The following is a 23392-nucleotide window of genomic DNA, read 5'->3' as shown; positions in this document are numbered from 1 at the left end:
CCCGAACCGTAGGGGGGTTCGGGCCGTTGCCGTGCAGCGGACCTCCGCACGAGTCAGTCACCCTCGTCTGGGACGAGCCTCTGTGCGGGGTGTATCACCGACCGGGTGAGCCGCCTACTCGAACCGAATACCTTGGGCCAGCGGAAGTTCGGTGGAGTAGTTGACCGTGTTGGTGGCGCGGCGCATATAGGACTTCCAGGAGTCCGAACCGGATTCGCGGCCGCCGCCGGTCTGCTTCTCGCCGCCGAAGGCGCCGCCGATCTCCGCGCCCGAGGTGCCGATATTGACATTGGCGATACCGCAGTCGGAGCCGTCGGCGGCCAGGAAACGTTCGGCCTCACGCTGGTTCTGCGTGAAGATCGCCGACGAAAGGCCCTGCGGGACACCATTGTGCAGGTCGATGGCGGCATCGAGATCGCGGTAGGTGAGGACGTAGAGGATCGGCGCGAAGGTCTCCTCGCGGACCACCGCGCTCTGCGCCGGCATGCGGACGATAGCCGGGCGGACGTAGTACGCATCCTCGCCGAAGCCCTCGACTCGTTCACCACCGCAGATCAATTCACCGCCGTCCTCCTGAGCGCGCCGCAGCGCCTCCTGCATGCCCGTGTACGCCCGGCCATTGATCAGCGGCCCGACCAGCACACCGTCATCGAGCGGATTACCCACGTGCAGTTGGCGATACGCGGAGGCGATGCGATCCAGCAGCGGCCCGGCCACATCCACATGCACGATCAGCCGCCGCAGCGAGGTGCACCGCTGCCCCGCGGTGCCTGCCGCCGAGAACACGATGCCCCGCGCGGCAAGATCCAGATCAGCCGAAGGTGTCACCACCGCACCGTTATTGCCACCCAGCTCCAACAGGCAGCGGCCGAAGCGCGCGGCCACGCGCGGTGCGACGGTCCGGCCCATCCGCACCGATCCGGTCGCGCTGACCAGCGCCACCCGCGCATCGTCGACCAGCTGCTCGCCGACCTCGACCGCACCCTGAATAAGCTGGTGCACTTCGGGATTCGCACCCACGTCCACCGCCGCCCGGCGCAGCAGCGTATGGCAGGCCAGCGCCGTCAGCGGTGTCGTCTCCGACGGTTTCCACACCACGGTGTCCCCGCACACCAGCGCGAGCGCGGTATTCCACGCCCACACCGCGACCGGGAAATTGAAGGCCGAGATCACGCCCACCACACCCAGCGGATGCCAGGTCTCCATGAGCCGGTGCCCGGGGCGCTCCGACGGCATGGTGCGCCCGTACAGCTGCCGCGACAAGCCGATGGCGAACTCGCAGATATCGATCATTTCCTGGACTTCGCCGCGGGCCTCCGCACCGATCTTCCCGGCTTCGAGAGTGACCAGTTCGCCCAGCTCAGCCTGGTGTTCGGTGAGCAGCTGCGCCAGCCGCCGGACCACGGCCGCACGCTGCGGCGCGGGCACCGTGCGCCAGCCGTCGAAAGCGGCGGCGGCCCGCCCGATGGCGCTGTCCACCTCGTCGGTAGTACTCGCTCGCAGGCTGGTCAGATCGCCGCCGGTGATCGGCGTACGAGCCGAGAGTGCGCCCGGTTCGGGTGATTCCACGCCGAGGCCGCGTAGTAGCGCCTCCGTGCGGGTGCGCAGTTCAGGTGTGATGTCTGCGGTCAGTGCGGGCGTCATCGACTGCTCCCTGCTCGATAGCGGCATGCGCCGGGTGATGGGTTCCGGCCACGAGTTCGGTTCGCTGCGTTAGCCTTCGCTGATGGCGGATACACCGGCGAAACCACAACTCGACGACATCGATCGTCTGCTGATCCGCGAGCTGATTGCCGATGGCCGCGCCACATTGTCGAATCTGGCCGAGAAGGCCAATCTGTCGGTCTCCGCGGTGCAGTCGCGAGTCCGGCGGCTGGAGGCGCGAGGCGTGATCCGCGGCTACACAGCCAATGTCGATCCGGAAGCCCTGGGGCAGATGCTGTCGGCATTCGTAGCCATCACTCCTCTCGACCCGTCGCAGCCCGATGATGCGCCCGCGCTGCTGCAGCACATCCCCGGCATCGAAGCCTGCCACTCGGTGGCCGGTGACGAGAGCTACATGCTGCTGGTGCGTGTCGCCTCGCCCCGGCATCTGGAGCAGCTGCTGCAGGAGATTCGCGCGACGGCCAACGTCCGGACTCGAAGCACCATCATTCTGCAGACATTCTATGACAAGTAGATCTCACTCGTAATTACTTCGAAATTTACGGACAAAACCGTAAAGATTCCCTTACCCTGGGGGAGTGACCCTCGAATTCGATCGGCTCGGGGCGGTTGCCGAAACGCTGAAAACTCGACGTGAGTTGGTCACCCCCGCCCGGGTGCATGAAATCCTGTCCGCGAGCATCCTCGCCGACGGCTTCGATCTGGTGCTGGACCTGCAAAAGTCCAGCGGTCGAAGACTTGTCGACGCGCTCGACGGCTCGGCCTACCTGGATATGTTCGGCTTCTTCGCCTCCTCGGCGCTGGGCATGAACCATCCGGCGCTGACCGGTGACCGTCACTTCCTGGCGAATCTCGCCGCCGCGGCCCTCAACAAGCCCAGCAACTCCGACGTCTACACCGTCGAAATGGCGCGCTTCGTGGACACTTTCGCGCGTGTCCTCGGCGATCCGCGGCTACCGCACCTGTTCTTCATCGACGGTGGCGCGCTGGCGGTCGAGAACGCGCTCAAGGCGGCCTTCGACTGGAAGTCCCGGCACAATGAAATGCACGGGCGCGCACCGGAACTCGGCACCAAGGTGCTGCATCTGACCGGTGCGTTCCACGGCCGCACCGGGTACACGCTGTCGCTGACCAATACCGATCCGGTCAAGACCGACAGGTTCCCGAAGTTCGGCTGGCCGCGCATCGACACCCCGTACGTGGGCACCGATCACCCGGATATCGAGGCGGCCGAACGGCACGCCCTCGACCAGGCCGCGCGCGCCTTCGCCGAAAACCCGCACGACATAGCGTGTTTCATTGCCGAACCCATTCAGGGCGAGGGCGGCGACCGGCATCTGCGCCCGCAATTCCTGCGGGCCATGCAGCAGCTCTGCCACGACAACGACGCCCTGTTCATCCTCGACGAGGTGCAGACCGGCGTCGGCATGACCGGCAGTGTGTGGGCCTATCAGCAACTCGGCCTGGAGCCGGACGTGGTGGCCTTCGGCAAGAAGACCCAGGTGTGCGGGATCATGGCCGGCGGGCGCATCGACGAGGTGCCCGACAATGTTTTCCACGTCAGTTCACGGCTCAACTCCACCTGGGGTGGGAATCTCACCGATATGGTGCGCTCCCGCCGCATTCTCGAGGTGATCGAGCACGAGGGACTCGTGGAGCGCGCCGGACGGCTCGGGACGCACCTGCTGGGGCGGCTCACCGAATTGGCGGACGCCCGTCTCGAAGTCACCGAGCCGCGCGGACGCGGGCTCATGTGCGCCATCACACTCGAGACGGCGCAATTGCGCGACTCGGTGGTGACCGCGCTGCGCGAGGAAGAGCACGTCCTGATCCTCGGCACGGGGGAGCGCGGTATCCGTTTCCGGCCGCCGCTCACCGTCACGGTCGCGGAGCTGGACGAGGCCGTCGACGCACTGGACCGCGTATTGCCTTGAGCCGCACGGCGATCTACTCGAACCGCCCGGAACCGTCCGGGCGGTTCGTGTCTGCTCACCCTTGGCCGGGCGCCGATTTTTTTCGCCGTCTCCGTGGCGCTGCGGCCTGCATAATCGGGTATCTACCTGCGGATATTTACTGGCAGGTAGTCAATAAACGTACTCACGAGTAGCCATTCCTGGATTACCAGAGGGCACTGGCACTGGTTACACTCCGGGCATGACGAGTGTCCAGCAGCAGCCTTCGCCGGGGTCGGCGGGCGCCCCCGATATCCACACCACCGCCGGCAAGCTTGCTGACCTGCGTAACAGGCTGGAAGAGGCCAAGCACCCGATGGGTGAGGCCGCGGTCGACAAGGTGCACGCCAAGGGCAAGATGACCGCGCGCGAGCGCATTCTCGCCCTCGTGGACGAAGGCTCGTTCGTGGAACTCGACGCGCTCGCCCGGCACCGCAGCGTCAATTTCGGCCTGGAGAACCAGCGTCCGCTCGGCGACGGCGTGGTGACCGGTTACGGCACCATCGACGGCCGCGACGTCTGCCTCTTCTCCCAGGACGTCACCGTCTTCGGTGGCTCGCTCGGTGAGGTGTACGGCGAGAAGATCGTCAAGGTCATGGACCTGGCGCTGAAGACCGGCCGCCCGCTGGTCGGCATCAACGAGGGCGCTGGCGCACGCATCCAGGAAGGCGTTGTCTCCCTGGGGCATTACGGTGAGATCTTCCACCGCAATATCCAGGCGTCCGGCGTGATTCCGCAGATCTCGCTCATCATGGGCCCGGCCGCCGGCGGCCACGTGTACTCCCCGGCGCTCACCGACTTCGTGGTCATGGTCGATCAGACCAGCCAGATGTTCGTCACCGGCCCCGACGTGATCAAGACCGTCACCGGTGAGGAAGTCACCATGGAGGAGCTGGGCGGCGCCCACACCCACATGGTGAAGTCCGGTGTCGCGCACTACGTCGCCTCCGGCGAGCAGGACGCCCTCGACTACGTCAAGGACCTGCTCAACTACCTGCCGAGCAACAACCGCGCCGAGGCGCCGCGCTTCCCGGCCACCGATCCGATCGTCGGCGCCATCGAGGACTCGCTCACCGCCGAGGACCTCGAGCTCGACAGCATCGTCCCGGATTCGCCGAACCAGCCGTACGACATGCACGAGGTCATCAAGCGCCTGGTGGACGACGGCGAGTTCCTGGAGGTGCAGGCCGAGCGCGCGATGAACATCATCATCGGCTTCGCCCGCATCGACGGCCGCAGCGTCGGCTTCGTGGCCAACCAGCCCTCGCAGTTCGCGGGCTGCCTGGATATCGACGCCTCGGAGAAGGCCGCACGCTTCGTGCGCACCTGCGACGCCTTCAATATCCCGATCATCACGCTGGTCGACGTTCCGGGCTTCCTGCCCGGCACCGGCCAGGAGTTCAACGGCATCATTCGCCGTGGCGCCAAGCTGCTCTATGCCTACGGCGAGGCCACTGTGGGTAAGATCACAATCATCACCCGCAAGGCATACGGCGGCGCCTACGACGTCATGGGTTCCAAGCACATGGGCGCCGATGTGAACCTCGCGTGGCCGACCGCTCAGATCGCCGTCATGGGTGCTTCGGGCGCAGTCGGATTCGTCTACCGCAAGCAGCTCAAGGACGCGGCCGCCGAAGGCGCCGATGTCGACGCGCTGCGCCTCGAGCTCCAGAACGAGTACGAGGACACACTGGTCAACCCGTACGTGGCGGCCGAGCGCGGCTACGTCGACGCGGTCATCCCGCCCTCGCACACCCGCGGCCAGATCGTTTCGGCGCTGCGTCTGCTGGAACGCAAGATGGTGACCATGCCGCCGAAGAAGCACGGCAACATTCCACTCTGATTCGACGATAAGCGCGGTGTGAGGCGCACACTGAGGCTAGGGTCCGGCATGCTTCGTGCCGGTTCCCCGTACCGCGCAGGAACGCCTCATCCGAGTAAAGATGGTAGGAACCGGCCCTCGACGTAGAGGGTCGAAACTATTACCGTTTGCGGACTTGAACCACTTTCCGTGAACAGCCGCGCTACCCGCGCGGCAATTGGACAGGAGGACTGGCGCTGTGACGACCATGGCTGACGAAGAAGTACTGCGCGCCGCCGAACTGGATCTGGCCGTCGATGGATTGACGGAAGCGGTCGATACGGCAGTAGCCGAGACTGAACCGTCGAATATCGGCCCGGTCATCCAGGTTGTGAAGGGCAATCCGAGCGACGTCGAACTGGCTGCCCTGGTGGCTGTTTTCGCCGCCGCCTCGAGCGCTCCCGGTGGTTCCGCCGACAACGGCCCCGCCGATATGTGGGGTCGCCCCACACTGCTGCACCGCGGCTCGTCGCCGTTCTCGCCGTACGCATTTCCCGCACTGTCGCATCAGCGCGACTGACTCCGCGGGTAGTCAGGGCATGGGGGCGCCGCGCCGCCTCCCCGCCGCTGACGTGCGTTCCCCTGTAGTACCTTCTCGCAGTGCCCTTGCCTCCGACCCGTCGAAATGAGACAGCGCCTGTGACGACTTTCGTATTGGCGTCCCAATCTCCCGCTCGGCTCGGTGTACTCCGCAATGCGGGTATCGAACCGGTGGTCCGGGTATCGAACGTGGACGAGGACGCTGTTGCCGCGGCGCTGCCCGCAGGCACCGCACCGGATCAGGTCGTGATCGAACTGGCCCGCGCCAAGGCGCGCGATGTCGCTCCCACACTGGCCGGTGCATTCCCCGATTCCGTTGTGGTGGGCTGTGACTCGATGCTGCTCGTCGACGGTGTGCTGCAGGGCAAACCGCTGACCGCCGAGGTCGCGCGGGCACGCTGGTCCGAGATGGCCGGGCGCAGTGCCGATCTGCTCACCGGGCACTGCGTGCTGCGCTTGCGCGACGGTGAGATCGTCGCCGAGGCCGCCGATTGCAGCTCCACCACAGTGCATTTCGCCAAACCCGACGCCGATGAGCTGGATGCCTACATCGCCACGGGTGAACCGCTGCAGGTGGCCGGCGCCTTCACGCTGGACGGCCGCGGCGCCTGGTTCGTCGATCGCATCGAGGGTGATCCCTCCAGCGTGATCGGTATCGGTCTACCGCTGGTTCGTCGACTGCTTGCCGAGGTGGGCGTCGGGGCTACGCAATTGTGGAGCGACGCGATTCGTTGAGGTCGCGAGCCGGGGTTCTTCGGCATCGCTGTTCACGCCGGGCACGCCCTCGGCTGTCCGGGCCGTGAGCAGTTCCAGTCGCGCCACGCACAATTCGGGCTCCACGAACGGATGCAGGCGGACGGAAACGGTATCGCGGGCGCCGTTGTGGTCCAGCACTTCGCGCATGAGTCCCAGATGGACGCCGCACACCACTTCGGAATGGGTGCGCGCGAGTTCGCGCAGCGGGCAGGCGGTGAGCCGGATCAGGGATTGCTCATCGGTTTCACCGGCGTGGTCGCGTTCGGGTGCGAATCCGAGTTCGGAGGCGACGGTAATGGTGAGATCCCGGGCGTCGTCGAGAGTCTCGATCGGCTGATCCACCGATTCCAGTTTCGAACCCCAGACGCGTCCGGCCGAAATGGCGGCGTCGGAGCGGCGGCGCGGATCACTACCGAGCTGGTCAGCGAGTACCTGTGCCAATTCCTGATAACCGACGGATCGCTGCACGGCGGTATAGCCGATGCGCGGGCGGCCGCGACCCCGTGGGGGTTGCTGAAATTGCCGTACCAGCGATTCCCGGGTGAGGACATCCAAATGGAAACGCACCGTAGTCACATGCTGACCGGTGACACGGGCCAGTTCCTGCGCATCGAGAGGCTCGCTTGCGCCACGTAGGATCGCGAGCAGTCGTCGTCGCGGCCAAGAATCGGACATAGCTCACCCCTCCTCTCGGGAGACTTTATCGGATGAAGCTGCGCTTAATTCGCTCAATCACCCGATTCGTGATCTGAAACGAGTTTCGTTGCCGCTACTTGCCTACGATCGGTGCTGAGATTCGAACCGCCAACACCCAACCCACCACGCGTGAAGGACCACACTGTGCCCGTTGCCCCGGATCCGCATCCCTCGTTCGGTTCCTTCGCACATCCTCACCGACTAGTAACCACAGAATGGCTGTCGGCAAACATCGGCGCGCCGGGACTCAAGATCATCGAGTCCAACGAAGACATATTGCTATACGACATCGGGCATGTCCCGGGCGCCATCAAGATCGATTGGCGAACCGAGTTGATGGATCCCCGGAAACGCGATGTCGTCGACGGTGAAACCTTCGCCGCGCTCATGCGCGCCAAAGGTATCGGACGCGACGACACCGTGGTTATCTACGGCGATCGGGCCAATGGCACCGCGGCCGCCGCCCTGTGGGTGTTCGACCTCTTCGGACACGAGGATGTGCGCCTGCTGGACGGTGGCCGGGATGCCTGGATCTCCGAGGCCCGCGACACCACCTTCGAGGTGCCGTATCCGGTCCACGGCGAGTACCCGGTGGTGGAGCGTGACGACAAGACCGCGCGCGCGTTCCGCGCGGACGTGGTGGCCCATCTGGGCGGCCCGCTGATCGACGCCCGCGAGTTCGGCGAGTACACCGGCGAACTGGTGGTGCTGGACCGCCCGGAGGAGCAGGCCCTGCGCGCCGGCCATATTCCGACGGCCGTCAGCATCCCGTGGAGCGCCTCGGTCGGTGCGGATTCTCGATTCCGCCCCCGCGCCGAGCTGGATGTGATTTACGGTGGGGTGTCCGAGGGGATTCCACCGCTGGTGTACTCCCGCATCGGCCGGTGGGCAGCGCTCACCTGGTTCGTCCTGACCTACCTCGTCGGTGTGCAGGGCGTCCGTAACTACGACGGTTCCTGGACCGAGTGGGCAAACGCCGTCGGCGCACCCATACTCGTCGGAGAAGACCCCGGCCAGTAATTTCGGGCCTACCCATGGGTAGCCCTATCCCGGTTCGGCGGTTGTTGGCACACTGCCTACACTCGCCCAAGACGAAGTTTTCAGAGCACAGGAGGCTCAGTGCCCAACCATGCCAACGCGCAGATCACCAAGGTCCTCGTAGCCAACCGAGGCGAGATCGCCGTGCGCGTGATCCGGGCTGCCAAGGACGCCGGTATCGGCAGCGTCGCGGTGTACGCGGAGCCGGATGCCGATGCGCCGTTCGTGAAGCTTGCCGACGAGGCGTTCGCGCTCGGTGGCCAGACTTCCGCCGAGTCGTACCTGGTGTTCGCCAAGATTCTCGAGGCCGCCTCGAAGTCCGGCGCCGACGCGATCCACCCGGGCTACGGCTTCCTTTCGGAGAACGCCGAATTCGCGCAGGCCGTGATCGATGCCGGTCTCATCTGGATCGGCCCCTCGCCGCAGTCCATTCGCGACCTGGGTGACAAGGTCACCGCGCGCCACATCGCGCAGCGTGCCAATGCTCCGATGGCCGCGGGCACCAAGGATCCGGTGAAGAACGCCGACGAGGTGGTCGCGTTCGCCAAGGAGTACGGCGTTCCGGTGGCCATCAAGGCCGCCTTCGGTGGTGGTGGTCGCGGTATGAAGGTCGCGCAGACCATCGAGGAGATCCCGGAGCTGTTCGAGTCCGCCACCCGTGAGGCCATTGCCGCCTTCGGTCGCGGCGAATGCTTCGTGGAGCAGTACCTGGACAAGGCCCGCCACGTCGAGGCGCAGGTGCTCGCCGACAAGCACGGCAACGTGATCGTCGTCGGTACCCGCGACTGCTCGCTGCAGCGCCGCTTCCAGAAGTTGGTCGAGGAGGCCCCCGCGCCGTTCCTCTCCGACGAGGTGCGCGGCAAGATCCACGCCTCCGCCAAGGCCATCTGCAAGGAGGCCGAGTACTACGGCGCCGGCACGGTGGAGTACCTGGTGCAGGGCGAGACGGTGTCCTTCCTCGAGGTGAACACCCGCCTGCAGGTCGAGCACCCGGTGACGGAGGAAACGGCCGGCATTGATCTTGTGCGCCAGCAGTTCCGCATCGCCGAGGGCCACGAGCTCTCGATCAAGGAAGACCCGACTCCGCGCGGGCACTCGTTCGAGTTCCGCATCAATGGTGAGGACGCGGGCCGCGGCTTCATGCCCGCCCCCGGCCCGGTCGTCGTCTACAAGGAGCCCGCGGGCCCCGGTGTGCGCGTCGATTCCGGTGTGGTCGAGGGCAGTGTCATCGGCGGCCAGTTCGACTCCATGCTGGCCAAGCTGATCGTCACCGGCGAGAACCGGGAGCAGGCGCTGCAGCGTGCCGCTCGCGCTCTGGCCGAGTACCAGATCGAGGGCCTGGCAACGGTTCTCCCGTTCCATCGCCACATTGTCGAGAACCCCGCGTTCATCGGCGACGGCACCAAGTTCGACGTCTACACCAAGTGGATCGAGAACGACTGGGACAACACCATCGAGCCGTACACCGGTGGCGTCGCGATCGATGAGGACGAAGAGGGCCCCCGCCAGAAGGTGGTCGTCGAGGTCGGCGGCCGTCGCCTCGAGGTCTCCCTGCCCGGCCAGTTCTCGGTCGGCGCCGCTGCTGCCCCCGCCGGTAATGGTGCGGGTGTCATCCGCAAGAAGCCGAAGCCGCGCAAGCGTGGTGGCGCGGCCGGCGCCGGTGCGTCCGGCGACTCGGTGACCGCGCCCATGCAGGGCACCGTCGTCAAGGTCGCCGTCGAAGAGGGCCAGACCGTCGAGATCGGCGACCTGGTCGTCGTGCTCGAGGCCATGAAGATGGAAAACCCCGTCACCGCACACAAGGCCGGCGTCATCACCGGTCTGTCGGTGGAGGCGGGCGCCGCCATCACCCAGGGCACCGTCCTGGCCGAGATCAAGTGATCTCCCGCCGGATCTGACCGTCCGGCAACATCTTTCCCGTTTGGGCCGCTCACTTGTGAGCGGCCCAAACGCATTCCAGGGTGCGTCAGGCTGCTTTCACCGAGGGGGTTAGGGGGCTTGTCCCCGAGTTCTCTCTCCGGGGGTTCGGAGGCGGCGCCCCCGCGAACCCGCTACCCCTCGCAGCGAGGGGCGATTACGCCTTGCGGCGGACGCGGGGCTCGACCGGGCGCGATAAGGTCGACATATGGCTGAACCACCGGACATTCGCATCGGCACCGCGGAGCGGGAGGAGGCCATGAAGCGGCTATCGGACAACTTCGCGGCGGGCCGGCTCAGCGTGGCCGAATTCGATGAGCGCAGTGGGATTGTCGCGGCGGCGATGACGCGCGGGGATCTGGAGACGGTGTTCACGGATCTGCCTGCGGTGGTGAGCGATAGCGCTGTGCCCGCGAAGCGTGAGTCCCGGTTCGGGACGAACTGGCCGGAGCGCATCATGCCGGTGGTCCCGATCGTGGCGGTGATCCTTTTCTTCATCACCAGTCAGTGGTGGGTGTTCCTGCTGATCCCGCTCGCCGGTGCGCTGCTGTTCGGTGAGAGCAGTCGGGAGCGGAAGAGTCTGCAGCGGGAATTACGGCGGGATGATCGCCGGGATCGCAGGCGTGGGCGCTGATGGAACCCATGGAGATCAACGCGGGCAATTGGTATCTGCGGGCCCTGCGCGCGGATGAGCGGATCGATGATCGGCCCGCGCTGGCGGACGGTGGCATCACCGATCCGGAGTACGTGGCGCGGCGGACCGCGGAATGGGCCGACGAGACGCACTTCTCGTGGGCGGTGTGCGTACCGACAACCGCCGAGATGGTCGCCGAGATCGGCGTGACGCCCGGCGGCGACGGCACCGCCGAGGTGTCCGGCTGGGTGCGGGCCGGGTATCAGGAGGCGCTCGACGACGGCTTGCTCGCGGTGCACCGCTTCACGTCCGGATTCCTCGGATTGCAGCCGCGCGCGACCGTCTGATTCACTACTGAAAGCCCAGCTCATCGCCTTGCCATCGGTTGTTCCATGGCAAAAATCGCTGGTGCCCAACCACATTGCAAGGGACCCTGGAGTCGCATCCGAAACCGGCGACAGGGGAGACGGTCATGTGGAACTGGGGTAGTCACCAGGCAGAGAGAGCTGCGGTATCGGCGGTCACGAGTTGGAAGGTCACCGAGCCGCAGCCGACGATCACCGATCCGGGCCATTACACGGGGACCGACAGCGATCAGGGCGAGCGTCCGAATGGCGGGGACGGCGCGTCCGCCGGTAACAGCGGGCGCGCCGCGGCGGACTTCGGTGGCGATATGTCCGGTGCTTCCCGTGGAGTAGCCTGCGGGCATGAACAGGCCAGCCTTGGATATCGCCCGGTTGCGCAGCACTCTCGCCGAGTCGCCGGAGCGGGCGTTCTTCACCGAGATCGACGTGGTGGAGTCGACCGGTTCGACGAATGCGGATCTGGTTGCCCGTGCGGCCGATTCGCACAACGATCACCTGGTGCTGATCGCCGAGGCGCAGGAGCGGGGCCGCGGCCGGCACGAGCGGACCTGGGTGAGCCCGCCGCGCGCGCAGATCGCCATGTCGCTGCTGGTGCGGGCGCGCGGTATCGATCCGGCGGTGCTGGGCTGGCTGCCCCTACTGACCGGAGTGGCGGTGGTCGACGCGGTGCGCGCGGCGACCGGGGTGAAGGCAATTCTGAAGTGGCCCAATGACATTCTGGTCGATGGGCGCAAGCTGGCGGGCATTCTCGCCGAGATCGCCGCTGCGGGCAGTGATCCCGCGGTGGTGGTCGGCGTCGGCCTGAACGTGAGCCTGACCGAGGCGGAACTGCCTGTCCCGCATGCCACTTCGCTGGTGCTGTCCGGCGATCTGGAACCGGATCGCACCGCGCTGGCGGCGGCCATCCTGCGCGAGTTCGCCCGCCGCTTCACCACCTGGGAAGCCACGGGCTGGGATATCGGCGACCTGTCGGCGGACTACCGCGACCGCTGCTCCACCATCGGCGCACAGGTCCGCGCCGAACTCCCCGGCGGTGAGGTGCTCACCGGAATCGCCACCGGCGTAGACGAACACGGCCGCCTGCTGATCGGCGACCGCGCCGTCGCCGCCGGCGATGTCACCCACCTGCGCGCCGAGTACTGACAGCGGTGCACCCCCGTCATCGCGAGATGACGGGGACTGTTCGAATAGGTGCTAGACGCTCAGCAACTCCGCGCGCGCGGCCTCGCGGGCGAGCAGCCGGTCGCGCTGCTCCTCGAACTTCACGACATCGCCTTCGAGCTTCTCGACATAGGCGGCGAGGGTGTCGCGATCGGCTTCGCCCTGGGCGGTGAAGTCGTTGCGCTCGAAGATATTCCAGTTCTTGAGCACCGGCTTGATCACCTCTTCGAGGTGCTGGCGCAGGTCGTAGATGCCGTGCTTGGCCATCATGGCGCCATTTCGCCGGAAGTTCGGCATGCCGTACCCGGGCATGACGAAGTTGGTGAGCACCTTGGTGATCGCCGCCATGGCCTGATCGGGCACCAGGTCCAGGCCCGCGCCGCAGAGGGTGCGGTAGAAGATCATGTGCAGGTTCTCGTCGGTGGCGATGCGCTGCAGCATGCGGTCGGCCAGCGGGTCGTCGCAGACCCGGCCGGTATTGCGGTGCGAGACACGGGTGGCGAGCTCCTGGAAGGTCACGTACGCCACGTTCTCCAGGAAGCCGCCCCAATCGTCGGGGGACTGGGCGCCATTGGTCATGTGGATCATGCGCGCCTCTTCGAGCGCCACCGGATCGACGCCACGGGTCACCACGAGGTAGTCGCGAATGACGATGCCGTGCCGGTTCTCCTCGGCGGTCCAGCGGCCGACCCAGGTGCCCCAGGCGCCGTCCTGGGAGAAGTTCTCGGCGATCTCCCGGTGGTACGAGGGCAGATTGTCCTCGGTGAGCAGGTTCGTCACCATGGCGATCTTGGCGACCTCGGTGAGCGTGGACTGGGACGGATCCCAGTCCTCGCCGCCCATGGCGGCGAAATTGCGGCCCTGGTCCCACGGCACGTAGTCGTGCGGGTACCAGTCCTTCGCAATGGACAGGTGGCGGTTCAAATTCTCTTCGGCCACGGGTTCGAGTTCTTGCAGGATCTGCAGCTGGGTCAACGATCGGGTCACACACGCCTCCTGAGTCATGCGCCGGGGATCGAAAAGATACGGCGGGGCCGGAATGGTGTTGCGCGGGACAGCTCGACGAAAGGCAGTTCTGTGGTCGCCGATGCTACGCGGATGCCGCACGATTGTGCGCCAGAGCGCTGCTCGGCGTGAGGCATTCTGACATCTCCGCGCGGTACGGTGCTCGTATGGGTTATCCGGAGGAGGCACTGGCGCCGGAGGAGCACTTGGTGCTGCATCGCCATCCGCATTGGAAGATGTTGTTCTGGCCCGCTGTAACTTTCATCCTTATCACCGCATTGGCCGGGTTCGGTGCGGGTGTTGCTTCGCGCAATACCGACGGCACACTGCGGTCGGGTCTGCTGATCGCCATTCTGGTGGTGTGGCTGGCGATCGTGTTGTGGCGCAGCGTCACCCCGCTGCTGCGCTGGAAGTCGACGCACTTCATCATTACCGATCGGCGTGTCCTGATCCGGCAGGGTGTACTCACGCACACCGGTATCGACATTCCGATGAACCGCATCTCGAATGTGCAGTTCCGGCACCGGTTGTTCGATCGAATGCTGGGGACGGGCACGCTGATCATCGGGTCGGCGTCGGAGGATCCGTTGGAGTACGACGATATTCCGCATGTGCAGCAGGTGCACGCGCTGCTCTACCACCAGGTCTTCGATGTGGTGCAAAACGATCCGCGAGGTGGTGGCTATCCCGGTTCGCCGCCCGTGTACCCGTAGGCTTGCCCCGTGACCGCTGTTCTCCTGGCCGAAGACGACGAGGCCATTGCCGCTCCGCTGTCGCGTGCGCTGGGGCGTGAAGGCTATTCGGTGACCGTCGAGAGTTACGGTCCCGCCGTATTGGAACGCGCCCTCGAGGGCGGCCATGATCTGCTGATTCTCGATCTCGGCCTACCGGGCATGGATGGCCTCGAGGTGTGCCGTCAGGTGCGGGCGCGCGGGGCCGATCTGGCCGTGCTGATGCTCACCGCGCGCACCGATGAGGTGGATTTCGTGGTGGGCCTGGACGCCGGCGCCGACGACTATGTGGGTAAGCCGTTCCGGCTCGCCGAGCTCCTCGCCCGGGTTCGAGCGCTGTTGCGGCGCAGCGGAATCGGTGACGAGACGGTGGAGGTCGGCGGTATCCGGCTGGAGCCGGCCGCGCGCCGGGTGCTGGTGAACGGCCTCGAGGTGAATCTGGCCAACAAGGAGTACGAGCTGCTGAAGGTGCTCATCGATCGTGCGGGTCAGGTGGTCTCGCGCGAGACCATTCTGCGCGAGGTGTGGGGTGATGCGGATCTGCGCGGCTCGAAGACCCTGGATATGCATATGTCCTGGTTGCGCCGCAAGATCGGTGACGAGGGGCCGGTGGCGGAGCGCCGGATCGTGACGGTGCGCGGCGTAGGCTTCCGCTTCAACACCGACTAGCGGCCTGTGCTCTCTGAGAACGACCCCGCGCCGTGGCGCGCCCGTATCGCAAGCCGAGCGAAGCGAGGCATATCTACGATGAGACGCCGGATCCTGCTGTCGATGGTGGCCGCGCTCACCCTCACCACGCTGATTCTCGGTGTGCCGCTGTCCTTCACGGCCTGGCAGTGGGTCGAGGACATCACCCGCAACGAACTTCGCAATCGCCTCGATCGGATCGCGGTGGAGGTGGTGGCGCAGGAGAAGGACGACGGCCTGGTGCACGGGGAACTCGACCTGCGCTCGGTGCGGCCGCTGATTCCGGAGGACGGGCAGCTGACCATCGTCTATCCGACGCCGCAGGACAATGCCTCCCGTGTCGATGTCGGCGCCACCGAGGTATCGGATCCGCTGGCGGAATCCCTCGCCATGGGCACCTCCGGTTCGCTGCGGCTGGAAACGCCTGCCGCGCCGATGCATTCGATGCAGCGGCAGGCGCTGGGCGCGGTGGCGGCGCTGGTGCTCATCTCGCTGGGCGCGGGTATCGCGGTGGCGGTGGTGACCGCGCGCCGGGTGGCCGATCCGCTGCGTGATGTGGCGGCGCGTGCGGCGCGCTTGGCCATGGGTGATTTCCGCGCCGATTCGCGCAGGCACGGCATCACCGAACTGGATCGCGTGTCGGATGTGCTGGATTCGGCGACAGTCGAAATCGCGGGCCGCCTGCAGCGTGAGCACGCGCTGGTCGCGGATGTGTCGCATCAGCTGCGCAGCCGGCTGACCGCGGTGCGGCTGCGCCTGGACGAACTCTCCACGCACAGCGATCCGGCGGTGGTGCACGAGGCGGAAGAGGCCATGGCACAGGTGGATCGGCTCACCGGCGCCATCGACGAACTCGTGCGGGCCTCCCGCGACGAGGGTGCGGCCGATCGCGATCCGGTGCCTGTGGTGGCGGAATTGCGTGGCGTGGTGGCGGAATGGCGGCATCCCTTCGCCGAGGCGGGCCGCAAACTGGTGTTGCTCGGTGATCCGACACTGCGCGCGCCGGTGACCGGTTCCCGGCTGCGCGAGGCGCTCGCGGTGCTGGTCGACAATGCCCTCATGCACGGCGGCGGCACCTGCACGGTCTCGGTGCGCACGGTCACCGGCGGCATCGCCGATCGCGAACCGCTGGTCTGTGTCGAAGTCGCCGACGAAGGTGACGGCGTGCGTGACGAACTCGCCCCGCACATCTTCGACCGCGGCTTCTCGGCCGCCGGATCCACCGGTGTGGGACTGGCTTTGGCGCGCGCCCTCATCGAAGCCGACGGCGGCCGCATGGAACTACAGCGCCGCCGCCCCGCCCTCTTCGCAGTCTTCCTCGGCTCCACCGGTGGCTCGGCAGCCAGCGCCACCCGCGCCGCCACCGGCCCCATCACCGAACCGCGCTGACGCACCGCGCACGAATTCCCACCCCGTGCGCGAACTCGTACGCCCTGAGCGTCTGCGCACCCTAGCGGGCCACCGGCCAGCCGCGCACCCGGCCGACGAAGAACATGCCGCGCGCCTTGCGCGAACTCGCACGTTGGGCACGAACTCGGACGCCGCGCACGAGTTGGGTTGCCGCGCAGGAAATAGCCGCAGATTCCGTGCGCGGCAGGCGACGCAGTGCGCCGGCTTCGGCGGCCGGTCGGTTTCTATCGGTTCTCTAACCATTCGTTAGTGGGGGCTGAGGAGTTGCTGCATACCTTCGGATTCGTCAGGACAGGCAGGCGAGACGAAGGAGCAGTTATGCAGAAGTCCACAGTACGGCGCGGAGCGATTGCCGGCGGGTTTGCGGGAGTCGCTTTGATTGCCGCGTTGATGGTTCCGGCGGCGGCGAATGCGGCCGAGCCCGAGGTGAATTCGGGTGTCGCGCAGGTGACTCAGCCGGGTGCGGCCGTCCAGCTGGATCCGGGTCAGTACCTGCCTGGCGATCCGTCGCAGACCGTGACTGTGACCCAGGACCGCGACGGCAATGTCACGGTGCTGCAGCCGGGTCAGTTGCCGCCCGGTGCGGTCCTGGCCACCCCGATGCCCGGTGACCAGCCCCGGGTGACCCTGGTTCCGCGCGACAGCATCCCGGCCCAGCCCACCTACCCGGCTCCGTCCACCGGCAGCGCGGGCTGAGTCATCCCACAGGACGGTCTGAGCGACTGCTCGGCGCTGAGTCCCTGGGAGCGCGAGCTGAGTCACCTGCGACGCTGGGCGGGGTGACCGCCGATGCGTGATAATCGGCCGGTGGCCCGGAATCACCGATCGCACGGGCCGATCGGTTCGCTGACAGTTGGCTCACGGGTCGCGTCCGTATCGTCGGTGCCGTGAACAATCCGCTGATCCTGGTTGTGGATGACGATGCCCGGGTGCTGGCATCGGTGGCGCGGGGGCTGCGGCTGTCCGGTTTCGAGGTCGAGACCGCGACGGACGGGGCCGCCGCGCTACAGCGCATTACGGCGAGCGCGCCGCAGGCCATGGTGCTGGATCTGAATATGCCGCAATTGGACGGGGTGCAGGTGGTGACGGCGCTGCGCTCGTTCGGCAATGACATTCCGATCTGTGTGCTGAGCGCACGCGCGGAGGTGACCGATCGGATCGGTGCGCTCGAGGCCGGAGCCGACGACTATCTGACCAAGCCCTTCGATCTGGGTGAACTGGTGGCGCGCCTGCGGGCCATGCTGCGCCGGGCACCCGCGCCCGCCCACACGTCCGATCGAATTGTGGTGGGCCCGCTCACCATTCATCCCAGTGCTCGTCGCGCCTATGCCAACGATGTGCTGCTGGATCTGACCAAACGCGAATTCGACCTGCTGGCAGCGCTTTCCGCCGCACCGGGCCAGGTCTTCACTCGTGCCCAGCTGCTGGATCGTGTGTGGGGCTACGACTTCGAAACCCAGACGAAAGTGGTCGACGTGTTCGTCTCCTATCTGCGCCGCAAGATCGAGGCCACCGGCTGCCCGCGGTTGGTCCACACCGTGCATGGCGTCGGTTTCGTTCTGCGGATGGACGCATGAACCCCGGGTACGCGCGGCCTGCTCACCCCGGGGTGTCCGGCGGTCGCGGTGCGCAGCGCCCCGGTGGTCCCGCGAGGCGCGGCGTGATCGATCCGGTCGGCGCTGCTACACCGGTCGCGCAGGGAGTTTCGAAGTGAACCGGCAGTTGTCGCTGCGCACGCGCGTCGCACTGGCGAGTGCGGCTACAGCGGCGGTTGTGGTGGCGGTGATGAGCGTCGTGTTGTTCGCGGTCGCGAGCAGTGATGCGCGTTCGCAGGTCGGCTCGGTGGTGGACGCCATTGCCATCAACCCGGCGCAGACCATTGTCACCACCGAAGGGCCGAATGGTGCGGGCGCCGGAACGGCGGCCCCGGCCTTACCGGCCGCGCCCGGACAGTGGCAGGAGAGCCAACAGCATCCGCAGACGTCCGCACCGAACCCCGCAATGACCGCACCGAGTCCAGCGGTACTCGCACCGGGTTCGGAGTACGCGCGCACGTTGCCCGTGGACGGTCAGACCGTGGTGCTGGCTGTACCCCGCACGGTGGCAACGGATTCGGCGGCCAAACAGCGCACCCGAATCATCGGTATCGGCCTGGCGGGAACCGCACTGGCCGCCCTGCTCGGCTGGTTCTTCGCCTCGCGGGCGGTGGCCCCCCTGCGCCGTCTGACGGCCGAGACCGCTGAGCTCGGTGATCGGCTCACCCTCGACCCGCCGCGGCATCCGGTGGCAAGCGAGACAACGGAATTGGCCGAGGCCATGAACTCCATGCTGGGCCGGATCTCCGCGGAACGCCGTCACACCGGCGAAGCACTGGTCACCGCAAGGGATTTCGCCGCAACCGCCGCACACGAATTGCGCACGCCGCTCACCGCGATGCGCACCGATCTGCAGGTGCTGCGATCCATGCCGCTGTCGGAGGCCGAGCGCATGGAGATCCTGGACGAAGTACTCGCCGGACAGCAGGCGGTGGAGTCGGCGCTGTATGCCTTGGAGCGCTTGGCAGTCGGCGATCTGACGACCGAATCCGATTGGGAAGACGTCGATCTGGGTCAGCTGGTCGACCAAGTGGTCGAGGATGCCCGCCGCCTGAACCCCGGGGTATCCCTCACCGCAGACGGCGTCGAGTCGATCCGCCTGCGCGGACTGGCCGCAGGGCTGCGCTCGGTCATCGAGAATGCCGTCACCAATGCGATCCGGCACGGCGACGCCACCCGTATCGAGATCGCCGCGCACCCAATGGCTGACACCGTCGTCCTGACCATCGACGATGACGGCTCCGGCATCCCCGAACCGGACCGCACCCGAGTCTTCGACCGCTTCCACCGCGCCAGCCCCACCCCCGGCAGCGGCCTGGGCCTGGCCCTGGTAGCCCAGCAGGCCCGCCTGCACGGCGGCACCGCTTCAATCAGCGACAGCCCTTTGGGCGGTGCCAGGCTCGTCGTGACTTTGGCGGTCCGGTCACCGAATCTCGGTGTGACGCAACGACTGATCTAGTTTGTGTCGGGGTAACTCCCGGGGTACCCCCCAGAACTTTCTTCGCGCCTGACAGCAAGTGCGCGAATGGAACTTTCGTGGCTCTTAGCCGTGCGCTGAAGTTTCGGGGAGGCGGGCGGTCGCGGGCTGCACTAGGTCTCAGTTACTAGCTGTGCCCGAGTTGTTCCTCGTTGATGAGGTCTTCGAACTCTTCGGTGAGTTCCTTCATTTCATCCGGGAACACCCAGCGGCGCATGGCGTAGAAGCGGAATGCCATCTGTAGCAGATTGCCGATGATGAAGGCGCTGAAGAAGTCCGCGACGTTCTCGACGGTGAAACTCACATTCGGCTGCCGCAGGTCGAACACGTAGCTGGAGATATAGAGCGGGAGGCTGGCCAGTAGTACGCCGATACCGCTGACGACGAAGAACAGCAGCGCCTCGTGATGTTTCTCGCGGCCGCCGCGCTTGTCGAAGGTCCATTCGCGATTGAGGATGTACGACACGATGACCGCGATGGTGCCCGAGAGGATGCGGGCGATCGTCGGCTTGGTGTCCAGTACGGTCCACTTGAGCAGGTAGAAAATGCCGGCGTCGATAACGAAGGTGGTCGCACCGACAATGGCGAACTTGAGCAGTTCGGAATGCCGGTCTGCGAGGTCCCGCAACGGTGTGGGCAGGACGTTTATGACCTTGTCGACAAATGACACCTGACGAGTCTACGTCGCTCATCGATGCTGAGACCAACCCGCGGGGGGTACCGGGTGGGTGCCATGACAACATTTACGAACGTGAGCGCACGTTCCTTCGATTCTTCCGCGATGCCCACCGTCACCATGATCGGTGGCGGTCAGCTCGCGCGCATGACCCATCAGGCGGCCATTGCGCTGGGTCAACGGTTGCGTGTCCTGGCCGAACGGCCCGACGACCCGGCCGCGCAGGTGACGCCGGATGTGGTCTACGGCAGTCACCACGATCTGGCGGCGCTGCGCAAGGCCGCAGTCGGTTCGAATGCCCTGACCTTCGACCACGAGGGTGTGCCCACCGAACATCTCGAGGCGCTCATCGCGGAGGGCGTGAATGTGCAGCCGCCGCCGAGCGCGCTCATCTTCGCCCAGGACAAGCTGGTCATGCGCCGCAAGCTGGCCGAGCTGGGTGTGCCGATTCCGGCGTTTGTCGACGTCTCCGCGGCCGCCGACGCCGTGGCGTTCGGCAATGAACACGGCTGGCCCTTCGTGCTGAAGGCCACGCGCGGCGGTTATGACGGCCGCGGCGTGTGGATGCCCACCGATGCCGCCGAGACCGAGCGCATTGTGGCCGATCAGCTGGCGCACGGTGTTTCGCTGCTCGCGGAGGCCAAGGTGGATCTGCGGCGCGAGTTGTCGGCCATGGTGGCCCGGTCCCCGTTCGGTCAGGCCGCCGCCTGGCCGGTGGTGGAGACCGTGCAGCGCAATGGTCAGTGCGCAGTGGTCATCGCACCCGCGCCCGGCCTGTCCGAGCGCAAGGCGACCGAAGCCGAGGCCCTGGCGCTGCGCCTGGCGGCCGAACTCGGTGTCACCGGAGCCATGGCCGTCGAACTCTTCGAAACCCACTCCGGTGAGCTGCTGGTGAACGAGCTGGCCATGCGCCCGCACAATTCCGGGCACTGGGGTATGGACGGCGCCTGCACCGGTCAGTTCGAGCAGCATCTGCGGGCGGTGCTGGACTATCCGCTCGGTTCGACCGCCGCGCTGGCTCCGGTCACCGTGATGTCGAACATTCTCGGTGCGGCCGAGGCCCCCGAGATGTCCATGGACGAGCGCCTGCACCACCTGGCGGCTCGCCTGCCGGAGGCGAAGGTGCACCTCTACGGCAAGGGCGAGCGCCCCGATCGCAAGATCGGCCACATCAATATTCTCGGCGACGACCTCGACATCACTCGCGAGAAGGCGGAGCGCGCGGCGTACTGGATGTCGCACGCGATTTGGACCGACGGATGGGATCCGCATCATGACTGAGACCGCGCAGGTAGGCCTGATCATGGGCAGCGACTCCGACTGGCCCACCATGGTGGCAGCGGCAGAAGCCTTGGCCGAGTTCGGAATTCGCTTCGAGGTCGGTGTCGTTTCCGCGCACCGCACCCCCCAGCGCATGCTCGACTACGCCAAGGAGGCCGCGGGCCGCGGCATCCAGGTCATCATCGCCGGCGCGGGCGGCGCAGCCCACCTGCCCGGCATGGTCGCCTCCGCCACCCCCCTGCCCGTCATCGGCGTCCCCGTCCCCCTCAAGCACCTCGACGGCATGGACTCCCTCCTGTCCATCGTCCAGATGCCCGGCGGCGTCCCGGTAGCCACCGTCTCCATCGGCGGCGCCCGCAACGCGGGCCTGCTCGCAGTCCGCATCCTCGGCGCCACCGACCCCGAATTGCGTTCCCGCATGGCGCAATTCCAGGCCGACCTGGAAAAGATGGTCATCGAGAAGGACGCCGCCCTCCGCGCCCAGCTCCTGGGCTGACGTCAGATCAGTCGGCCGTCGCGCAGGGCGGCGACCGATTCGACCAGCCCGGCGCGTTCCAGCGCGTCGAGAACATCCTCGACGGTTTCGGGTGGATGAAGTCGTGAGTCAGCGATCTGCTGCACACAGGCCCAGACCACCCGATCATCGAGCGTGATTTGGTCCAGGACGAAGTCGTCCGGGCTCTTGGCCTCGACGTTCCAGGAAGCCAGTGCGTCCGCGGGGAAGTCTTTGAGATTCGATGTCACGATGACCTGCGCCCCCGCTTTGCTCGCCGCGGCGAGGACATGCCGATCGTCCGGGTCCGGCAACTTCAGTCCTTCGATGAGGGGCTCGTAGTCGGTGACCAGGCAATCCGGGACGGCGTCGATGATGAGCTGCCGCAGCCGAGTGAGCTTGTCCGGAGGGATATCCGGACGTTTGGCGGCCAGACTGCGAATGGCCTCGTCGAGGATTCGGATGACTCCATTTGGCCTGTACGACGCCTGACCGCGCAAGGCGAATCATCATGTCGCGCACCGTGTTGCCGTAGAGCACGTTCGCGTCGTACATCACCACAAAAGCCGTGGTCAGATTCCCAGCTCCTGGCCGAGTCGGTTCAGTTCGTCCGCCGCCGATCTGCTCTTGGACTCGCTGCGCTGGTGGTAGGTCTTGAGGTCGTCGTATCGAATGCGGCGATGAGTGCCGACGAGTCGATACGGGATCTCGCCGGATTCCAGCAGATTGATCACGAATGGGCGTGAGACGTTCAGCATTGCGGCTGCCTGCTGGGTTGTCAGTTCGGCGTGCGACGGGACCACCGATACCCCACGCCCTTCGGCGGCCTGCGCCAGGATGAATGCCAGCATGCTCACCGCCTCACGTGGTAGCACCAGGGCGTCCTCGCTGCCGACCTCCCCGGTTACGGGAATCACCTCCTCATCGGGGTGACGCATGAGGTAGTCCTTGATCCGTCTCATCGCTCGCGCGGCCATCTCGGCATCGATCGCACCCGGTTCGGAGCGCTTCACGGCTTCCATCCCTGCCATAGCACGCCTCCTGTTCTATTCGCATTATACGAAATAAACGCAATAAGTGAAGAGTTTCCGAGTGGATGTCGGGAGGCGGCGGTCTGGGTCGATACGGTTGGCTGATGCCCACCGATCTGCCCGCCCACGCCCGCATCGATGCGGATGCGACTGCCCGGCGGCTGACCGTCGTCGATCAGGCGTTGCAGTTGTTTGCCGAGAAGGGTTATGAGGCAACGACTGTCGAGGAGATCGCGGAGGCTGCGGGGATGTCCCGCCGTACCTTCTTCCGGCAGTTCCGATCAAAGGAGGACGTGGTCTTCGCAGATCACGAATCGCAGTTGGCGCAGGCGCGGGCGTTCCTCGACGGCGCTGCGGGCGATCCGTGGGATGCGGTGATCGAGGCGGTTGTCGCGGTGTTCGAGCGGTTCACCCAGTGGCG

At 66.3% G+C, this 23392-nt stretch carries 25 protein-coding genes; 19 read left to right on the top strand and 6 right to left on the bottom strand.

Annotated features, from left to right (window positions below):
• Positions 1-114: 114 nt before the first annotated feature.
• Positions 115-1644, bottom strand: coding sequence for an L-piperidine-6-carboxylate dehydrogenase (gene amaB / locus JWN03_RS14320; protein WP_297614562.1), 1530 nt, complete (start codon positions 1642-1644; stop codon positions 115-117).
• An 82-nt stretch (positions 1645-1726) separates the two neighbouring features.
• Here amaB and JWN03_RS14315 point away from each other — a divergent pair, with 82 nt between their 5' ends.
• From JWN03_RS14315 to JWN03_RS14295, 5 genes are all read left to right on the top strand, one after another.
• On the top strand, positions 1727-2179 hold the full coding sequence (locus JWN03_RS14315; RefSeq protein WP_067562135.1) for an Lrp/AsnC family transcriptional regulator: 453 nt from the start codon (positions 1727-1729) through the stop codon (positions 2177-2179).
• 106 nt (positions 2180-2285) lie between these two features.
• Positions 2286-3599 (top strand): L-lysine 6-transaminase, encoded by a 1314-nt coding sequence (gene lat / locus JWN03_RS14310; RefSeq protein ID WP_297614660.1) that lies wholly within the window; start codon positions 2286-2288, stop codon positions 3597-3599.
• A gap of 220 nt (positions 3600-3819) precedes the next feature.
• Positions 3820-5460 carry an acyl-CoA carboxylase subunit beta gene (locus JWN03_RS14305; RefSeq protein ID WP_297614558.1) on the top strand — a complete coding sequence of 547 codons (1641 nt, stop codon included), beginning with the start codon at positions 3820-3822 and terminating at the stop codon, positions 5458-5460.
• Positions 5461-5686: 226 nt separating this feature from the next.
• Positions 5687-5998, top strand: a complete 312-nt coding sequence (locus JWN03_RS14300) for an acyl-CoA carboxylase subunit epsilon (RefSeq protein WP_297614657.1) — start codon at positions 5687-5689, stop codon at positions 5996-5998.
• Between the two features lie 119 nt (positions 5999-6117).
• Complete coding sequence (locus tag JWN03_RS14295; RefSeq protein WP_297614556.1) at positions 6118-6753, top strand: Maf family protein; 636 nt, start codon at positions 6118-6120, stop codon at positions 6751-6753.
• Here JWN03_RS14295 and JWN03_RS14290 read toward each other — a convergent pair.
• A complete protein-coding gene (locus JWN03_RS14290) occupies positions 6679-7449 on the bottom strand; it encodes a helix-turn-helix transcriptional regulator (protein WP_297614554.1) in 771 nt (256 codons plus the stop codon). The two genes, JWN03_RS14295 and JWN03_RS14290, sit on opposite strands and share 75 nt — an antisense overlap.
• A 165-nt stretch (positions 7450-7614) precedes the next feature.
• On the opposite strand from JWN03_RS14290, the gene JWN03_RS14285 reads away from it, so the two are divergent.
• The 5 genes from JWN03_RS14285 to JWN03_RS14265 all read left to right on the top strand — a co-directional run bounded on the left by JWN03_RS14285 (position 7615) and on the right by JWN03_RS14265 (position 12567).
• On the top strand, positions 7615-8490 hold the full coding sequence (locus JWN03_RS14285; RefSeq protein ID WP_297614552.1) for a sulfurtransferase: 876 nt from the start codon (positions 7615-7617) through the stop codon (positions 8488-8490).
• Between the two features lie 99 nt (positions 8491-8589).
• Positions 8590-10389: an acetyl-CoA carboxylase biotin carboxylase subunit gene (locus JWN03_RS14280; protein ID WP_297614550.1), complete on the top strand. Its 1800-nt coding sequence runs from the start codon at positions 8590-8592 to the stop codon at positions 10387-10389.
• Between the two features lie 244 nt (positions 10390-10633).
• Positions 10634-11059 carry a DUF1707 SHOCT-like domain-containing protein gene (locus JWN03_RS14275; RefSeq protein ID WP_297614548.1) on the top strand — a complete coding sequence of 142 codons (426 nt, stop codon included), beginning with the start codon at positions 10634-10636 and terminating at the stop codon, positions 11057-11059.
• Positions 11059-11406, top strand: a complete 348-nt coding sequence (locus JWN03_RS14270; RefSeq protein WP_297614546.1) for a hypothetical protein — start codon at positions 11059-11061, stop codon at positions 11404-11406. Before JWN03_RS14275 ends, JWN03_RS14270 begins: the two co-directional genes overlap by 1 nt.
• A 360-nt stretch (positions 11407-11766) precedes the next feature.
• A complete protein-coding gene (locus tag JWN03_RS14265) occupies positions 11767-12567 on the top strand; it encodes a biotin--[acetyl-CoA-carboxylase] ligase (RefSeq protein ID WP_297614545.1) in 801 nt (266 codons plus the stop codon).
• Between the two features lie 51 nt (positions 12568-12618).
• Here JWN03_RS14265 and JWN03_RS14260 read toward each other — a convergent pair whose 3' ends face one another.
• Entirely contained in the window at positions 12619-13572 is a 954-nt protein-coding gene (locus JWN03_RS14260) for an acyl-ACP desaturase (RefSeq protein ID WP_297614543.1), read from the bottom strand.
• A 185-nt stretch (positions 13573-13757) separates the two neighbouring features.
• Here JWN03_RS14260 and JWN03_RS14255 point away from each other — a divergent pair, with 185 nt between their 5' ends.
• The 6 genes from JWN03_RS14255 (at position 13758) to JWN03_RS14230 (ending at position 19472) form a co-directional block, all read left to right on the top strand.
• Positions 13758-14303: a PH domain-containing protein gene (locus JWN03_RS14255; protein WP_297614541.1), complete on the top strand. Its 546-nt coding sequence runs from the start codon at positions 13758-13760 to the stop codon at positions 14301-14303.
• Between the two features lie 9 nt (positions 14304-14312).
• Positions 14313-14990: a response regulator transcription factor gene (locus JWN03_RS14250; RefSeq protein ID WP_297614539.1), complete on the top strand. Its 678-nt coding sequence runs from the start codon at positions 14313-14315 to the stop codon at positions 14988-14990.
• 78 nt (positions 14991-15068) lie between these two features.
• Entirely contained in the window at positions 15069-16397 is a 1329-nt protein-coding gene (locus JWN03_RS14245; protein ID WP_297614537.1) for a sensor histidine kinase, read from the top strand.
• 339 nt (positions 16398-16736) lie between these two features.
• Positions 16737-17114: a hypothetical protein gene (locus JWN03_RS14240; protein WP_297614535.1), complete on the top strand. Its 378-nt coding sequence runs from the start codon at positions 16737-16739 to the stop codon at positions 17112-17114.
• 179 nt (positions 17115-17293) lie between these two features.
• On the top strand, positions 17294-17995 hold the full coding sequence (locus tag JWN03_RS14235) for a response regulator transcription factor (protein ID WP_297614655.1): 702 nt from the start codon (positions 17294-17296) through the stop codon (positions 17993-17995).
• Positions 17996-18128: 133 nt separating this feature from the next.
• Positions 18129-19472, top strand: coding sequence for a HAMP domain-containing sensor histidine kinase (locus tag JWN03_RS14230; protein WP_297614533.1), 1344 nt, complete (start codon positions 18129-18131; stop codon positions 19470-19472).
• A gap of 145 nt (positions 19473-19617) precedes the next feature.
• Here the strand turns inward: JWN03_RS14230 and JWN03_RS14225 are convergent, their stop codons facing one another.
• On the bottom strand, positions 19618-20160 hold the full coding sequence (locus JWN03_RS14225) for a GtrA family protein (RefSeq protein WP_297614531.1): 543 nt from the start codon (positions 20158-20160) through the stop codon (positions 19618-19620).
• 63 nt (positions 20161-20223) lie between these two features.
• Here JWN03_RS14225 and JWN03_RS14220 point away from each other — a divergent pair, with 63 nt between their 5' ends.
• Together JWN03_RS14220 and purE are read left to right on the top strand one after the other, a co-directional pair.
• The gene (locus tag JWN03_RS14220; RefSeq protein ID WP_366914398.1) at positions 20224-21447 is read left to right on the top strand and encodes a 5-(carboxyamino)imidazole ribonucleotide synthase; all 1224 of its coding nucleotides are present in this window, start codon (positions 20224-20226) and stop codon (positions 21445-21447) included.
• A complete protein-coding gene (purE, locus tag JWN03_RS14215) occupies positions 21440-21943 on the top strand; it encodes a 5-(carboxyamino)imidazole ribonucleotide mutase (RefSeq protein WP_297614529.1) in 504 nt (167 codons plus the stop codon). Before JWN03_RS14220 ends, purE begins: the two co-directional genes overlap by 8 nt.
• A 2-nt stretch (positions 21944-21945) precedes the next feature.
• Here the strand turns inward: purE and JWN03_RS14210 are convergent, their stop codons facing one another.
• Together JWN03_RS14210 and JWN03_RS14205 are read right to left on the bottom strand one after the other, a co-directional pair.
• On the bottom strand, positions 21946-22440 hold the full coding sequence (locus tag JWN03_RS14210) for a PIN domain-containing protein (RefSeq protein ID WP_297614527.1): 495 nt from the start codon (positions 22438-22440) through the stop codon (positions 21946-21948).
• A 72-nt stretch (positions 22441-22512) separates the two neighbouring features.
• A complete protein-coding gene (locus tag JWN03_RS14205; protein ID WP_297614525.1) occupies positions 22513-22971 on the bottom strand; it encodes a helix-turn-helix domain-containing protein in 459 nt (152 codons plus the stop codon).
• A gap of 104 nt (positions 22972-23075) precedes the next feature.
• Here JWN03_RS14205 and JWN03_RS14200 point away from each other — a divergent pair.
• Positions 23076-23392 (top strand): TetR family transcriptional regulator (locus JWN03_RS14200; protein WP_297614523.1); only part of this gene is annotated, 317 nt, incomplete at its 3' end.

Source organism: Nocardia sp. (assembly GCF_025465275.1).
GTDB lineage: Bacteria > Actinomycetota > Actinomycetes > Mycobacteriales > Mycobacteriaceae > Nocardia.
Note: the sequence above shows the minus strand (reverse complement) of the source record. Positions and strands in the feature narration are given on the sequence as shown.

Excerpts from the sequence above, each read along its gene's own strand:
- purE (WP_297614529.1), top strand. The coding sequence starts at position 21,440 with ATGACTGAGACCGCGCAGGTAGGCCTGATCATGGGCAGCGACTCCGAC.
- JWN03_RS14315 (WP_067562135.1), top strand. The coding sequence starts at position 1,727 with ATGGCGGATACACCGGCGAAACCACAACTCGACGACATCGATCGTCTG.
- JWN03_RS14265 (WP_297614545.1), top strand. The coding sequence starts at position 11,767 with ATGAACAGGCCAGCCTTGGATATCGCCCGGTTGCGCAGCACTCTCGCC.
- JWN03_RS14240 (WP_297614535.1), top strand. The coding sequence starts at position 16,737 with ATGCAGAAGTCCACAGTACGGCGCGGAGCGATTGCCGGCGGGTTTGCG.
- JWN03_RS14305 (WP_297614558.1), top strand. The coding sequence starts at position 3,820 with ATGACGAGTGTCCAGCAGCAGCCTTCGCCGGGGTCGGCGGGCGCCCCC.
- JWN03_RS14300 (WP_297614657.1), top strand. The coding sequence starts at position 5,687 with ATGGCTGACGAAGAAGTACTGCGCGCCGCCGAACTGGATCTGGCCGTC.
- JWN03_RS14290 (WP_297614554.1), bottom strand. The coding sequence starts at position 7,449 with ATGTCCGATTCTTGGCCGCGACGACGACTGCTCGCGATCCTACGTGGC.
- JWN03_RS14275 (WP_297614548.1), top strand. The coding sequence starts at position 10,634 with ATGGCTGAACCACCGGACATTCGCATCGGCACCGCGGAGCGGGAGGAG.
- JWN03_RS14255 (WP_297614541.1), top strand. The coding sequence starts at position 13,758 with ATGGGTTATCCGGAGGAGGCACTGGCGCCGGAGGAGCACTTGGTGCTG.
- JWN03_RS14245 (WP_297614537.1), top strand. The coding sequence starts at position 15,069 with ATGAGACGCCGGATCCTGCTGTCGATGGTGGCCGCGCTCACCCTCACC.
- JWN03_RS14220 (WP_366914398.1), top strand. The coding sequence starts at position 20,224 with ATGACAACATTTACGAACGTGAGCGCACGTTCCTTCGATTCTTCCGCG.
- amaB (WP_297614562.1), bottom strand. The coding sequence starts at position 1,644 with ATGACGCCCGCACTGACCGCAGACATCACACCTGAACTGCGCACCCGC.
- JWN03_RS14270 (WP_297614546.1), top strand. The coding sequence starts at position 11,059 with ATGGAACCCATGGAGATCAACGCGGGCAATTGGTATCTGCGGGCCCTG.
- JWN03_RS14205 (WP_297614525.1), bottom strand. The coding sequence starts at position 22,971 with ATGGCAGGGATGGAAGCCGTGAAGCGCTCCGAACCGGGTGCGATCGAT.